At 59.7% G+C, this 13,536-nt stretch carries 16 protein-coding genes and 1 tRNA gene; 10 read left to right on the top strand and 7 right to left on the bottom strand.

Going from position 1 to position 13,536, the window contains the following annotated elements; all coding sequences use genetic code 11:
- Positions 1-32 precede the first annotated feature (32 nt).
- The 3 genes from BM131_RS15915 to BM131_RS15905 are packed head-to-tail and all read left to right on the top strand — an operon-like array spanning position 33 to position 4,218.
- Positions 33-2,429: an N-6 DNA methylase gene (locus tag BM131_RS15915; protein WP_217646877.1), complete on the top strand. Its 2,397-nt coding sequence runs from the start codon at positions 33-35 to the stop codon at positions 2,427-2,429.
- Complete coding sequence (locus BM131_RS15910; RefSeq protein ID WP_090191064.1) at positions 2,426-3,172, top strand: hypothetical protein; 747 nt, start codon at positions 2,426-2,428, stop codon at positions 3,170-3,172. Before BM131_RS15915 ends, BM131_RS15910 begins: the two co-directional genes overlap by 4 nt.
- Positions 3,169-4,218, top strand: coding sequence for a PDDEXK family nuclease (locus tag BM131_RS15905; protein WP_090191062.1), 1,050 nt, complete (start codon positions 3,169-3,171; stop codon positions 4,216-4,218). Before BM131_RS15910 ends, BM131_RS15905 begins: the two co-directional genes overlap by 4 nt.
- A 40-nt stretch (positions 4,219-4,258) precedes the next feature.
- On the opposite strand, the gene BM131_RS15900 is transcribed toward BM131_RS15905, so the two are convergent.
- Positions 4,259-4,624 (bottom strand): helix-turn-helix domain-containing protein, encoded by a 366-nt coding sequence (locus BM131_RS15900; RefSeq protein WP_090191061.1) that lies wholly within the window; start codon positions 4,622-4,624, stop codon positions 4,259-4,261.
- A 148-nt stretch (positions 4,625-4,772) separates the two neighbouring features.
- Here BM131_RS15900 and BM131_RS20305 point away from each other — a divergent pair, with 148 nt between their 5' ends.
- A complete protein-coding gene (locus BM131_RS20305) occupies positions 4,773-4,946 on the top strand; it encodes a hypothetical protein (RefSeq protein WP_175499392.1) in 174 nt (57 codons plus the stop codon).
- Positions 4,947-5,243: 297 nt separating this feature from the next.
- Here the strand turns inward: BM131_RS20305 and BM131_RS15890 are convergent, their stop codons facing one another.
- The gene (locus BM131_RS15890; protein WP_090191058.1) at positions 5,244-5,564 is read right to left on the bottom strand and encodes an Arc family DNA-binding protein; all 321 of its coding nucleotides are present in this window, start codon (positions 5,562-5,564) and stop codon (positions 5,244-5,246) included.
- Here BM131_RS15890 and BM131_RS20760 point away from each other — a divergent pair.
- Genes BM131_RS20760 through BM131_RS15880 form a run of 3 tightly spaced genes read left to right on the top strand, consistent with a single transcriptional unit; the run spans position 5,487 to position 7,139 of the window.
- Positions 5,487-5,798: a FitA-like ribbon-helix-helix domain-containing protein gene (locus BM131_RS20760; protein ID WP_090191115.1), complete on the top strand. Its 312-nt coding sequence runs from the start codon at positions 5,487-5,489 to the stop codon at positions 5,796-5,798. The genes BM131_RS15890 and BM131_RS20760 overlap by 78 nt on opposite strands.
- Before the next feature lie 2 nt (positions 5,799-5,800).
- Positions 5,801-6,076, top strand: coding sequence for a hypothetical protein (locus tag BM131_RS20295; RefSeq protein WP_175499388.1), 276 nt, complete (start codon positions 5,801-5,803; stop codon positions 6,074-6,076).
- A gap of 1 nt (position 6,077) precedes the next feature.
- A complete protein-coding gene (locus tag BM131_RS15880) occupies positions 6,078-7,139 on the top strand; it encodes a tyrosine-type recombinase/integrase (RefSeq protein WP_175499386.1) in 1,062 nt (353 codons plus the stop codon).
- A gap of 56 nt (positions 7,140-7,195) precedes the next feature.
- On the opposite strand, the gene BM131_RS15875 is transcribed toward BM131_RS15880, so the two are convergent.
- From BM131_RS15875 to BM131_RS15855, 5 genes are all read right to left on the bottom strand, one after another.
- A tRNA-Glu gene (locus BM131_RS15875) sits at positions 7,196-7,270 on the bottom strand.
- A 98-nt stretch (positions 7,271-7,368) separates the two neighbouring features.
- On the bottom strand, positions 7,369-9,120 hold the full coding sequence (recJ, locus tag BM131_RS15870) for a single-stranded-DNA-specific exonuclease RecJ (protein WP_090191055.1): 1,752 nt from the start codon (positions 9,118-9,120) through the stop codon (positions 7,369-7,371).
- A gap of 64 nt (positions 9,121-9,184) precedes the next feature.
- Positions 9,185-10,150: a class II fructose-bisphosphatase gene (gene glpX, locus BM131_RS15865; RefSeq protein WP_090191053.1), complete on the bottom strand. Its 966-nt coding sequence runs from the start codon at positions 10,148-10,150 to the stop codon at positions 9,185-9,187.
- 120 nt (positions 10,151-10,270) lie between these two features.
- Positions 10,271-11,554 carry a homoserine dehydrogenase gene (locus BM131_RS15860; protein ID WP_090191052.1) on the bottom strand — a complete coding sequence of 428 codons (1,284 nt, stop codon included), beginning with the start codon at positions 11,552-11,554 and terminating at the stop codon, positions 10,271-10,273.
- 57 nt (positions 11,555-11,611) lie between these two features.
- Positions 11,612-11,914, bottom strand: a complete 303-nt coding sequence (locus BM131_RS15855; protein ID WP_090191050.1) for a hypothetical protein — start codon at positions 11,912-11,914, stop codon at positions 11,612-11,614.
- A gap of 93 nt (positions 11,915-12,007) precedes the next feature.
- On the opposite strand from BM131_RS15855, the gene BM131_RS15850 reads away from it, so the two are divergent.
- From BM131_RS15850 to BM131_RS15840, 3 genes are all read left to right on the top strand, one after another.
- The gene (locus BM131_RS15850) at positions 12,008-12,604 is read left to right on the top strand and encodes a TetR/AcrR family transcriptional regulator (protein WP_090191048.1); all 597 of its coding nucleotides are present in this window, start codon (positions 12,008-12,010) and stop codon (positions 12,602-12,604) included.
- Between the two features lie 105 nt (positions 12,605-12,709).
- Positions 12,710-13,174, top strand: coding sequence for a hypothetical protein (locus BM131_RS15845; RefSeq protein ID WP_139222660.1), 465 nt, complete (start codon positions 12,710-12,712; stop codon positions 13,172-13,174).
- A gap of 112 nt (positions 13,175-13,286) precedes the next feature.
- The coding region (locus tag BM131_RS15840) for a transposase (protein WP_425434310.1) at positions 13,287-13,536 on the top strand (250 nt) is incomplete at its 3' end.

Raw genomic sequence — 13,536 nt, 5'->3', positions numbered from 1 at the left:
TCATGGACGACATGGACCTAGAGGCCGAAGAGTTGGGCGGCCAGCGCCGTTTCTTCACCAAGGACTATGAACGCTACCGCTGGGCCAAACTGGTGGCCCCCGGCGTGTCGGGGCAGGACATGCTTAACACCTATTCCGAAGCGCTGACCAAGATGGTCGAAAACGACGGCCTCCCCAAGCTCTTCCGCGACATCTTTCGCAACGCCTATCTGCCCTACCGCGACCCCGAAACCCTGCGCTCCTTCCTACGCGAGATCAACAGCTTCACCTATGACCACAGCGAACGTCTGGGCGATGCGTTTGAATACCTGCTGTCGGTTCTGGGCAGCCAAGGCGATGCGGGTCAGTTCCGCACGCCCCGCCATATCATCGATTTCATGGTTGAAATCATCGACCCACAAAAGACCGAGACCGTTATGGACCCGGCTTGCGGCACGGCGGGCTTTCTGATTTCGGCCTACAAACACGTCCTGAAACAGAACTCGACCAGTGCCCCCAGCACAGCCACCGCGTCCGAGGGCGGGGATGCCGCCGAGCAGGCGCTGGAAAGCCCGCTGCGCTATCCGGGCGATCAGCTAACCCAACCTGACCGCGAACGCCTCGCCCGCAACATCTATGGCTATGACATTTCGCCCGATATGGTGCGACTGTCCCTTGTGAACCTCTATCTACACGGCTTTGCCGATCCCAAGATCGAAGAATACGACACACTCACATCTGAAGACAAATGGCAGGAGATGGCCGATGTCATCCTCGCCAACCCGCCATTCATGTCGCCGAAAGGAGGGATCAAACCACATACCCGTTTTCAAGTGCAGTCAAAGCGCAGCGAAGTGCTGTTTGTCGATTACATCGCCGAACACCTGACGCCCCGAGGCCGCGCGGCGATTGTCGTGCCCGAGGGGATCATCTTTCAAAGCCAAACCGCCTATGTGGCCCTGCGCAAGATGTTGGTGGAAAACCACCTTGCTGCCGTCATCTCGCTGCCTGCGGGTGTGTTCAACCCCTATTCGGGCGTAAAAACGTCGATCCTGATCCTTGACCGCGCGGTGGCCAAGGCAAGCAATCACGTTGCGTTTTTCAAGATCGAGAATGACGGTTTTGCACTGGGCGCACAGCGAAAGTCGGTTAAGGGCGGGCAACTGGGGCAGGTGAAGGCCGAGCTTGGGGCTTGGTTGCAGGTCGCGCGGGTTGGTGGCGGTGAGGGGCTGGATAGCGAAATTGGCAGCGTGGTCGAACGGGCACGGCTGGCCGAGGGCGGAGACTACAACCTCAGCGTTGAACGCTATTCGGCAATCGACGAAGTCGTTAGAGCTTACCCTATGGTCCCGCTTGGTGAGGTGGCGACCCTTATCAATGGGAGAGCTTACAAACAGGAAGAACTGCTGGATCAGGGGCCGGTGCCGGTTCTACGGGTAGGGAATTTCTTTTCCAACCGCAGCTGGTACTTTTCAGACCTAGAACTGCCGCCCGAAAAATATTGCCACGCGGGAGACTTGCTGTTCGCGTGGTCGGCATCGTTCGGCCCAAAAATCTGGGATGGTCCCAAAGCAATTTACCACTATCACATTTGGAAGGTGGTCCCTGGAGACCAGATTGACAAGAATTTCTTGTATTGGGTTTTGCGAGCTGAGGCTGAGAGCATCAAAGCTGAAGGCAGCGGCATCGCAATGATCCATGCAACAAAGTCAGGTATGGAAAAACGCCTCATTCCCCTCCCGCCCCTTGGAATGCAGCGCGAAATTGTGGCCGAAGTCGAGGGCTATCAGCGAGTCATTGACGGAGCCCGCGCCGTCCTCGACAACTACCGGCCCCACATCCCGGTTGATCCCGAGTGGCCGACGGTGCGGATGGGCGATCTCTGCACGTCCATCACCGACGGCGATCACCAGCCGCCACCGAAGACAGACACGGGCATCCCCTTCGTAACGATTTCAAATTTAAACGAAACTGAGGGTGTGAAGTTCGAAAAGACCTTCTTCGTGTCCCGTGAATACTTCGACGCGCTTAAGGAAACGCGGCGACCGATTGCGGGCGACTTGCTCTATTCTGTCACAGGCTCATATGGTGTGGTCGTTCCGGTGAATGGAAACCGCGAGTTCTGCTTTCAGCGCCACATAGCGCTGCTACGGCCATCAGCCGAGGTGATGAGCGGCTATCTTCTTCATTTCTTGCGTTCACCCACAGGAAAGAAGCAGGGGGATGAGGCTGCAACAGGCGTTGCGCAGAAGACCGTATCGCTGAAAGCTCTGCGAGAGTTCCAAATTCCCCTTCCGCCGATACACATTCAACTTGCCATCATCGCCGAAATCGAAGCTGAGCAAGCCCTCGTCAACGGCAACCGCGAGCTGATCGCCCGCTTCGAGAAAAAGATCGACGACGCTATCGCCCGCCTCTGGGGCGAGGCCGAGGGTGAGGGCGGCGGATGATCGAAGAGGCCGCCGATCTCGAAACCTACCTGCCGCTAGCCTATCGCACGCCCAAGGAACGCGACTACATCCGCTTTCTCTGGGAGGCGTTCAACACCAATGCCGAGCATGGCAAATACCAGTTCGCCTTCCTCGCCTATCATATGCTTGTCATGAGCTTTGTCTATTTCAACATCTGGCAGATCAAGTTGATCCGCCCCGGACCGTTCGAGACGGCGATGGTTGGGTTTAGCAAGGACGTTGAAAAGAACCTTATGGCCGCATCCTCGCCCTTCGTTTTCAGCGCGGTAAACGAGCGGTCGGTGCTGCGGTTCCTGAAACTGATCCAGTGCGACAACGCCAAGATCGGCATCTATGCCAAGCTGGTGGACGAACGCAACGACACCGCCCATGCCAATGGCAACATCTTCTTCAACTCCGAAGGTGAGATGACCCGCAAGGTGCGCGACGTGATGCGCACCGTCGAGGAAATTCAGCGCCACAGCGCTCCAGCCATCGGCGAGGGCTACGAGTCCTTCCTGATCGCATCGCAAGACCCCGAGGAACGCGAATACACCGACGAAGCCCAGCAGATCGAAGAGGTGCTGGTGAAAAAGTTCTACATGTCCGCCAGCGACATCGCCTTTTGCCGCGATTACGACATTGCCGGATTGGCGGGTGAGCCGGGTTTTGCCGCAATCCAAGTGCTTCATCAAAAGCTCGCAGAGCAATACCCACCAGAAGAAGAGGCCGAGGACGCATGACATCGCTTTACGCCATCACAGACGGAAAGCTGCGCCGCGCACAACGCCGCGCATTGGCCAAGGAAAGCATGATCGAGGATTGGGTCGCCGCCGACCCTGCGCTGCTTGGTTTGGACGCGCTGATCATCGGACGGCAGGTCCCCACAGACCACGGCAAGTTCATCGACCTGCTCGCGATGGATGCCACAGGCGGGCTAATAATAATCGAGTTGAAGAAAGATCGCACCCCGCGCGAGATTGTGGCGCAGGTGCTCGACTACGCCTCGTGGGTCCGCACCCTGACCACGCCCGAAATTTATGAACGCGCCGAGAGGTATCTGGGTAGCCGTCTGGTCACGGCGTTTCGGGAACGGTTCGGCGAGGGCATCCCCGAGCGTTTAAACGCGACCCATTCGATGTTGATCGTCGCCAGCGAGCTTGATCTCGCATCGCGCCGGATTGTCGAATATCTGTCCGAAGAGTACGGGGTGGCGATCAACACCGTGTTCTTCAATGTGTTCGAGGCAGAAGGGCGCGAATGGCTGACTACCGATTTCCTTCTGGATCAGGAAGCGGTCGAGGAGCGATCCGAACGCAAGGTCCGCGCTCCGTGGTCTGGCTATTTCTTCGTCAATGCGGGTTTGGGAGAGCACCGATCATGGTCTGACATGCGGCGCTATGGTTTCATCTCTGCGGGAGGCGGTGAGTTCTACACCAAACGATTGCAGCAACTGAACGTAGGCGATGAGGTGTTCGTTTATGACAAAGGCAACGGCTACATAGGCTATGGTGCGGTTGTGAGCGAGGCGCAGCCCGCGAGCGCGTTCATTACGGCGCACGGGCCGTTGTTCGATCAACCTCTCAGTGAACCCCGCTTCAAGCGAAACGGAGAACCTGCCGAACAAGCGGAGCATGTTGTCGGTATCGAGTGGCGCAAAACCGTGGAGCCAGCGCAGGCTAAACGTTTCAAGGGCGCATTCGCAAACCAGAACATCGTGTGCAAGCTGCGCGACGAGGCGACGGTCGATTTCCTCATTTCAGAGTTTGGCGTCGACACACGCGCATGAATCTCGGCGCGGAGACGCGTTGGCTTAGGAAACGAAGCGCCTAGACGCCTGAAATTGGAGGCATTTTCTTGCCGGTTTTCTTTGGGCGCGGAATGGCAAGCGCCTCGGTCTGAGTGACGACTGTTCGCAGTTCTTCGTCTGTCAGCGAGGTAGCGGCGACGTTGAGGCGATCTAGAAGACGCGCCCGTTCGGTCTGCGGCTGATGGTCAGCTAGTCCGAGCAAATGGTCAGTAGAGGTGTTCAGAATGCGGGCAATTTTGGCGAGCGTCATGAGGTCAGGCTCTCGCTGGTCGTTGGCGTAGTTTGCATAGCGTCGCTCGTCCAACTCGCACAGCCGGGCGGCTTGTGCGTTGGAAATGCCGAGCTTAGCGGCCCGCTCCTTCAGTCGTTTTGCAAAAATCTCCATCCAGAACGTTCTGTTCCGGAAAAACCGTTACCGCCATGAATGTTATGATTATATTATACAGAACGAAACATTCTTATCACAGTGAGCCTCGACCCCCAATCCATCTATCCCGCCCCAGGGTGCCCATCGCTGTGGGTGAAAAGCCTCTATGTCTCGCCTAGGTCCCAAGGGCGGCATTTTCGCGTACATCCTGCTGTTGTCCCGCCCGCTCGTAGTTTTTACACTGCTGCTGATCTACAAGGGCGGGGGTGTGCTGGGCGTCGGCATTTTCTTCGGAGTGTTTGCCGAGATCACCTATGCCGTAGCCTGCCTGACACAGTAAAAGCGGTTTGAGGTAGTCACCACGCGCAACGTTTTGTTCGTCATGGGCTTCAGCAAGACGGTCCGTGCGATCCCACCTATACAGATCAAACAAGTGACCGTTGCACCGGGGCTGGTGACTGCGCGCCCCGGGTCGATCTTAAACACGCGGCTGTTGCGCGTCACGGATGCGGAAGTCTTGGCTGACAAGATCGTGCGGGCGCGACAGGTACGATCCTAGGCTGCGTATCGCAGTTTGTCGGGAGAGGTTCGCAGAGCGGCGCTATGACTATCGCATCCCTTCCTCCCTACCTAAAGATTAGGTCATTTCTGGGCCACCCTGACGCGCCTGTCGCAGCTCCAGCAGCCCCGACCTCAGTTCCTGCACTTCGACTTCCAACGCTAATAGCCGTTCGTCCGGAGATGCACCCTCAGCTCCTCGCTTCGCAGCCTTAATCCAGCTTTTAACGGAGGGACTAAGTGGGGAAGCCGTGTCTTGGGGCGCAATCCCAAAGCTCTCCTCAAGGCGTGCGTTGATTTCAGCATTCATCGAACGACGATTATGCTTCGCTGCCGCTTGGATGCGGTCTTTCAAGTCCTGGCTAAGCCGGACGCGAACAGGTGGGTCATCTCGTGTCATGACCCACCATTGCCCCACTGTGAGGTTGACAGCAAGTCAAAATTTATTATGCCTCATATATGCCTCACGGTGAGGCTTTTTGAGGAAATAGAGATGAAGACTTTGAGGCTACGACTATCTGAAGAAGAAAAGGGCTGGCTTGAACGTAGAGCCACCGAAAATGGACGGTCAATGAACGCCGAACTACGCCAGCTCCTAAAAAACAGCATGGCGAATGGACATGGGGGACTGTGAGGGTGAAGGAGAAAACAATAGCGACTGCGAGCGTGTCACCGAACCCTGTAGTAAAGCCGACCGGTTTTGCGTGGGCGAAGAAGCTGATGCTCAAGGCAGGCAAGCCTAAACCGTTCTCGGTCGTGTCCGCCAAGCGGGCAATGCAATTAGTGGCTGGGCAGGGGAAAGAACCTGCCGCGCTGAAAGTCGAACCGGATGGAAGTTTCACCATCGAACTGGTGCAAGCTGGCAAGCCCGCTACTGCGCCCGCTGAAAATCCTTGGGATACGGTGTTGTGACATGGGCAAACGCGAAATAGCCTTTATGCATCTGCACACTTACAATGATCGGCACGGCAAGCCCCGCGCGTATTACACGCCACCCGGTAGCAAGCGCATACCCCTGCCGTTGCCTGTCGGTAGCTCTGAATTCCTGCTGGCTTATGCCAGGGCAGTCGAGGGGGAGAAGCTGGTACGGGTCAATACCAAGACGCCGAGCGGAAAGGACACCTTCCGGGACTTGCTGCGGCTCTACCTTGGGTCGGCCCTCTACTCGAAGCTCAGCTCAAGCTCGAAACACAACTACCGACGTATTCTTGAGAAATTCTGCGAGAAATACGGCAACCTGCCCGTGTCGCAGTTCTCACGAAAACACGCATCTGCGATTCTAGGTAGGCTCAGTCAGACGCCGGAAGCGGCGAACACGCTAATGAAGCGGCTGCGCCTGCTTATGAACTACGCAGTGGATATCGGCATGATACCTTCGAACCCGATGGCAGGAATGAAAGGTTATGCGTCTAATGAGGAAGGATACCACACCTGGACCGAGGGAGAGATCGCACAATTCACCGCGCGTCATCTGCCTGGAAGCAAGGCCTATTTGGCCCTGATGCTTTTGCTAAACACGGGCCAGCGTAAGTCAGATGCGGTTAGGATGGGCTGGGAGGATGTCTCTAATGGCATGATCTGGGTGAAGCAGCAGAAAACGAAAACCGAGCTGATGATCCCCATCATCTCTGAGCTGCAAGAGGTACTGGCAAACCTACCGGTTGATGCGCCCACGTTTTTGTTGACGGAATATGGACGCCCTTACTCGGTGGCAGGATTTGGAAATTGGATGCGGGCTCGCTGCGACGAGGCCGGGCTGTCAAACTGCTCGTCACACGGTCTGCGCAAAGCTTGTTCCCGGCGTCTAGCCGAGGCGGGATGCACCTTTCACGAAATCAAAGCAATCACTGGCCACAAGACAGACACAGAAGTGCGTCGTTACACTGCCAAAGCCGACCAAAGGCAGCTAGCCTATCGGGCGGTGGATAAGCTGAAAGAAACTTCCAATAAAACGAAATCTGCTAACCACCTCTGAGAGGTTAGCAAGCATAAGGAAATATGCTATGCGTTTCAATAATATAAAGAAAACCGTGGCAGCCCGTAGGGGAGTCGAACCCCTCTTTTCAGGTTGAAAACCTGACGTCCTAACCGATAGACGAACGGGCCACTGTTGGTAAGGGGGCTTCTAAGTAATGCGCTGGGGGGGTGCAAGAACATTTTCGCGTAGATTTCGAAAAAAGTTGCCGACCCCCGTTTTTCGCATCTTAAGCGGGTGCTGCGTCCTCTAATCGCAACTGCGGGCTTTGCCGACCTTGCCAAGTGTTGACCTCTAGCCGGCCAACAAGGTGAAAACGCGCGCCGCCGTGCTGCGTCAGCCGTGCGCCAAGCGGTCCGTCCATCGCACCAAAGGCGATTGCGTCGATGCGTGCGCCCATGCCGTCGCCAAAAGTCACCTTAAGGTGCCCTGTGCCGACCTGTTTTGCGAAAAGAATCTGGCAATCGGGAAACGCGAATCGCGGGGCGGGGGCACCGGCCCCAAAGGGACCAGCTGCCGCGATTTTTTCGATCAGTTCGACCGTGGCCGCACCGGGCATCAGCAACGCATCGATTCGCAAATCTGACGGCCCAAGGGCGCCCGCACCCTGTTTGTCCAAAAGGACGGCGATCCGGTCCATCGCAGCGGGCAACATGTCCTCTGCCACGGTCAGGCCAGCGGCCATTTTGTGACCGCCGCCTTTCAACAGCAACCCTTCGGCGGCGACGCGCTGGATCACCGCGCCAAGGTCGATGCCGCTGACCGACCGGCCAGAGCCTTTGCCGACGCCGTCCTCTAGTCCGATAACGATAGCAGGGCGGTTGGTCGCTTCTTTTAGGCGGGCGGCGACGATGCCGACGACGCCGGGGTGCCAGCCTGCGCCAGCGGCCCAGACAAGGGGGCCGTCAAGGCCGCGCTCTGTCGCCTGTTCTAGCGCTGCTTCGCGGACGCGGTTCTCGATCTCTCGGCGTTCGGTGTTCAGCAAATCGAGGCGTTCGGCTAGTGCGCCCGCCTCATGCGGGTCAGCGGTCGCCAGCAGGCGCGCGCCCAGATCGGCGGCACCGATGCGTCCACCCGCGTTCACGCGCGGGCCCAGCAAAAAGCCAAGGTGGTACGATGTCGGGGCCTGATCCATGCCCGCCACGTCAGCCAGCGCCACCAGCCCGGCGCGCTGCCGCCGCGCCATAACGGTCAGGCCTTGGCGGACCAGCGCACGGTTCACGCCAATCAGCGGGGCCACATCGGCCACGGTGGCCAGCGCGACCAGATCAAGCATGGCCATCAGGTCAGGCCCGCGCTGGCCTGCGTCCTTCAGTTGGCGATTCGCCTCGACCAACATCAGGAACACAACGCCAGCGGCGCACAGATGCCCCAGATCGCCGCTTTCGTCCTGCCGGTTCGGGTTTACCACGGCCAGCGCTGGGGGCAGGGTTTCAGCGCCTAAGTGGTGGTCCAGCACAATCACGTCAGCAGCCGCAGCGGCAGCGATCGGGCCATGCGAAACAGTGCCGCAGTCCACGCAGACGATCAGATTGTGATCTTTTGCCAGACCCGCCATGGCCGCATCATTGGGGCCATACCCTTCGTCAATGCGGTCGGGCACATAAAGCGTCGCGCGCAGGCCCATATCGCGCAGCCAGACCAACAGCAGGGCCGCAGATGATCCGCCGTCCACGTCGTAATCGGCAAAGACGGCGATCCGCTCGCGTGCTTTTACAGCTGCCAAAAACCGGGTCGCCGCCTTTTCCATATCGCGCAGGCTACGCGGGTCGGGCAGCAGATCGCGCAGGGTGGGGGCCAGAAACGCGGCAGCGCCGTCTGCGGTGATGCCGCGTTTGACCAAGGTGCGGCACAACGCCGGGGGCAGATCCGTGTCCTGCGCCATCGCCTCGGCCAGACGGTCTTCTTCTGCGGTGGGGCCGATCCAGCGGCGTCCGGTCAGAGAAGCCCCAACACCCAAATACGCCGCTTGATCTGTCATCGTGTCACCTGTGTCTTGTGGTCATATCTGCCTTTGCGAAAGGCATGGGCCACACAGATGCCCCTTATGCAACCGGATTGCGATAGCGCATGTGCCGCACAGAGCCGGTCTTGGACCGCATCAGCATGGTTTCCGCCGTCACGAACCCCGGCTCGCGCTTGATCCCGGGCAGCAGGCTGCCGTCTGTCACGCCGGTCGCGGCAAAGATCACATCGCTGGTGACCATATCGTCGCGGGTATAGATACGGTCAAAATCGGTGATCCCAGCAGCCGTGGCGCGGCGGCGTTCATCGTCGTTGCGGAACATCAGGCGGCCAAAAATCTGCCCGCCCATGCATTTCAGCGCGGCTGCGGCCAACACGCCTTCTGGTGCGCCGCCAGAGCCCATGTACATATCAATCCCTGTGCGTGCGGCCTCGGCGCAATGCATGACGCCAGCGACATCGCCGTCCGTGATCAGCCGGATCGCGGCACCGGTGGCGCGGATTTCGGCAATCATGTCCTCGTGGCGCGGACGCTCTAACACGCAGACCGTGATATCGCGGATCGAACAGCCTTTGGCTTCCGCCAGCGCTTTCACGCGCTCCGACGGGCTCATATCCAAGGTCACGACACCCGGCGCGAAACCGGGTCCAATGGCAAGTTTGTCCATATAGACGTCGGGTGCATGCAGCATTGATCCACGCGGGCCCATGGCAATCACAGCCAAAGCGTTCGGCATGTCCTTGGCGGTCAGCGTTGTGCCTTCAAGCGGATCAAGCGCGATATCGACGCCCGGGCCGTTTCCTGTGCCGACTTCTTCGCCGATGAACAGCATTGGCGCTTCGTCCCGCTCGCCTTCGCCAATCACCACGACGCCTGCGATGTCCAGCTTGTTCAACTGGGTGCGCATGGCGTCGACGGCGGCCTGATCGGCGGCCTTTTCATCACCGCGCCCGATTAGCGGGGCGCAGGCGATGGCGGCGGCTTCGGACACGCGCGCAAGGCCAAGTGACAGGCTGCGGTCATTAAAATCGGGATTGGCGGACATGATAGCTCCTTCGCATGTTGCCTTGGCCTAGCGTTTAACCGGGCCAGATGACAAGCATGTGATCGCTAACAGGCCCTGCAATTCTAGGCCGGCCCTAAAAGTCTTCGTTCGAAGCCTTTTTTACACCGCTTCGATTCGGATCGCGACGGGGGCCGTCGTGACGACGCCGGTTTGCGTGAAGCGCGCTAATGCTTCGTCCAAGGCCGAGCGGGTCGTTTTATGCGTCACGATCAGCACGGGGGCCGCGGTGTCGTGGTGATCATACTGGCGCATCCGGTCGATGCTGACACCCGCGTCGCCCAGCGCAGCGGCCACCTTGGCCAGCGCGCCGGGTTTATCCAGCAGCTGCAGGCGCAGGTAATACGGTGCCGGGATGGCGGCGGTTGCCGCACGCGCGCGGCGCAGTGTGTGCGCGGGTTGGCCAAAGGTGGCATAGCGGGTGCCGCGCGCCAGATCCATGACGTCGGCCATGATCGCGCTGGCGGTTGGACCTTCGCCCGCACCTGCGCCGCGCAGCACGATTTGGCCCACAGCATCACCTTCCAGCACGACCATATTGGTGCCGCCTTGCAGCTGCGCCAAAGGCGAGGTGGCGGGCACAAGGCAGGGCGACATGCGCTGTTCCAGACCGCGACCGGTCATCTGCGCCACACCCAGCAGTTTGATGCGGTAACCCATATCAGCGGCTTGGCGGATATCCTCGATCGTGACCGCGCCGATGCCTTCCAGCGCGACGCCGCTGAAATCGACCTGCGTGCCAAAGGCAATCGCGGCCAGCAGGGCCAGTTTGTGCCCGGCGTCGATGCCACCCACGTCAAGCTCTGGGTCGGCTTCAAGATAGCCAAGCTGGTTGGCTTCCTCAAAGACCTCGGCGTAGGTCAGACCTGCGTCTTCCATGCGGGTCAGGATATAGTTGCAGCTGCCGTTCATCACGCCCAGCACGCGGGTGATCTCGTTGCCGGCAAGCCCTTCGATCAGGGATTTGACGACGGGAATGCCGCCCGCGACGGCAGCTTCAAAGCGGATGACGCGGCCCGTGGCCTCTGCCGCCTCTGCCAAGGCTTGCCCGTGGATCGCCAGCAGCGCTTTGTTGGCGCTGACCACATCTTTGCCAGCGGCAAGGGCGGCTTCGGTGGTGTGTTTGGCAGGCCCTTCATGGCCGCCCATGACTTCGATCACAACGTCGACGTCGTCGCGTGCGGCAAGGGCGACAGGGTCGTCTTCCCAGGCGTAGCCGGACAGATCGACGCCGCGATCCTTTTGCGACCGGGCCGATACGGCGGTGATGACGATGGGCCGCCCAGCGCGGGCTGCCAGCAGATCGCCATGCTTTTGCACGATCCGCACGATGCCGACACCCACGGTGCCAAGTCCCGCGATACCAAGGCGAAGGGGGTCTGACATAGGGGCGGCTCCGATATTGCGGCGATAAGTTGTGGCGGTACTAGCGAAAAGCGGTGGCTACCGCAACGCGGCCCGTGCGATGGCGCGCTGCATCCGGGCGCGTGTGGCGGCATCGACAACGGGGCCGCGCAGGGCAGCGGCGCGGGCGCGCAGTCCGGCTGTGCTGCCATCCATCTGCACGGTCGATGCTGGGGTGATCCGACCGGGCAGTGCGGCCTGCGCCAACAGCGGGGCCAAGGGCTGCAATTGCGGATAAGGGGCGGCAGCCGCAGCTGCGGAAATGCGTCCGTCTAGCGACGGCGCATCGGCGCAGCCGGCAAGCAGCATCAGGGATAGGAACAATGGGCGGGCAGGGGGCATGGGTGCTACCTTTGGGACACGCACGCAACATAGCAGGACCGCCCCCGGGGGAAACCGCTTTTCATCTGAACGGATGTTCAGTTAATTGGGGTCATGGCGCGCAAGCAAGGCTCTCATGCCGGGATTACCGGACCAAAGGTGCAGGACGCCGCCCTGCGGCTGTTCGCGCAGCATGGCTATGCGGCCGTTTCCATGCGCCAAATCGCGGCAGAGGTCGGCGTGCAAGCTGGCGCGCTTTATAATTATACCGCCGACAAACAGTCGCTTTTGTTCGATCTGCTGCGCGGCAATATGACCGAACTGATTGACGCGCTTGATGCGGCGGCGCTGACGGGGACGCCTTTGGCCCGGCTGGACGCCTTCACGCGGTTCCACATCCGGTTTCACCTGCCGCGCCGGGACACGGTGTTCCTAAGCTATATGGAACTGCGCAATCTGACGGACGAAAACTTTGCCCAGATTGCCGAACTGCGCCGCGCCTATGAGGATCGCCTAGAGGATATCTTGCACGATGGCGTCGCATCCGGCGACTTTACCGTCCCCGACTGCCGCGTCGCGACGCTTGGCCTGATTGCGCTGCTGACCGGCATCACGAATTGGTATCGCCCGGGTGGCCGCCTGACCGCGGCCGAGATTGAGGCAAATTATTGCACCTTGGTGTGCCAATCCGTCGGCGCACGCTTGGCGTAAGGCCGCAGCGCGAGCAGCGCTAAGATGGTCCATGACGCCACCCCCATTTGCCGCTATCACAGCGACGCGCCGCAACGTCCTGCGGCCCCGACCGGAGCAGACCGTATGACCGATATCCCGCCGCCCATCCTTGCCCCTACAGTGTTTCGCACGGCGACGGGGATTGGCGTGATGCTGGCGATGGCGGCGCTGCTGCTGCGCACTGCGTTTTCGCAAGGCCTTGTCACACAGGCGCTGATGGTCGCCGCCGCTTTGGCCGCGCTGGCGCTGGCCTATGCGATGTGGCGGGGGCGCACTGACAGTTTAAACTGGACGCAAGACGGGCTGACCGACGGGGCAGGCCGCTTGATTGCGGCGCGGGGCGACATTGAAGCGGTTGATCGCAATCCAATGGCGCTGAAGCCGTCGAACGGGTTCACGCTGCGGATGAAGACGGCGCAAACGCGTGGTTGGCAGCCCGGGCTATACTGGCGCATTCGCAGCCGGGTCGGCGTTGGCGGGCTGACGTCGCCGGGCGTGGCAAAGGCCTTGGCTGACCGGATCGCCCTTGATATCGCGGGCGTGATCTAGCGCGGTGTGGTGCCTGCCCAGCGGCTGGGCAGGCAAGATTGGTCTAAGAGCCCGATTTAAAACTATTTGAGTGAGTTCAGTGGTTTGTGATTCTGTTCGGTTGTGAAGCTGAATGGAGATCACAATGGCTTGGACTGAACTCACCCGCCGTCAACATGATCGAAAAGGCGATAAATACGCAAGCGATATGAAGGATGCGGAATGGGCGTTGATAGCGCCTTCGATGTCGCCGCCGAAGACAACTGGTCGGCCCCGTACGACATGTTTGCGCGACGTGGTCGACGCACTCCTCTACATTGCAACGACCGGATGCCAATGGCGTATGTTGCCCAACGACTTCCCGCCGGTTTCAACGGTTCGGG

Source organism: Loktanella salsilacus (genome assembly GCF_900114485.1).
Taxonomy (GTDB): domain Bacteria; phylum Pseudomonadota; class Alphaproteobacteria; order Rhodobacterales; family Rhodobacteraceae; genus Loktanella; species Loktanella salsilacus.
This window is presented reverse-complemented; position numbering and strand designations above follow the sequence as displayed.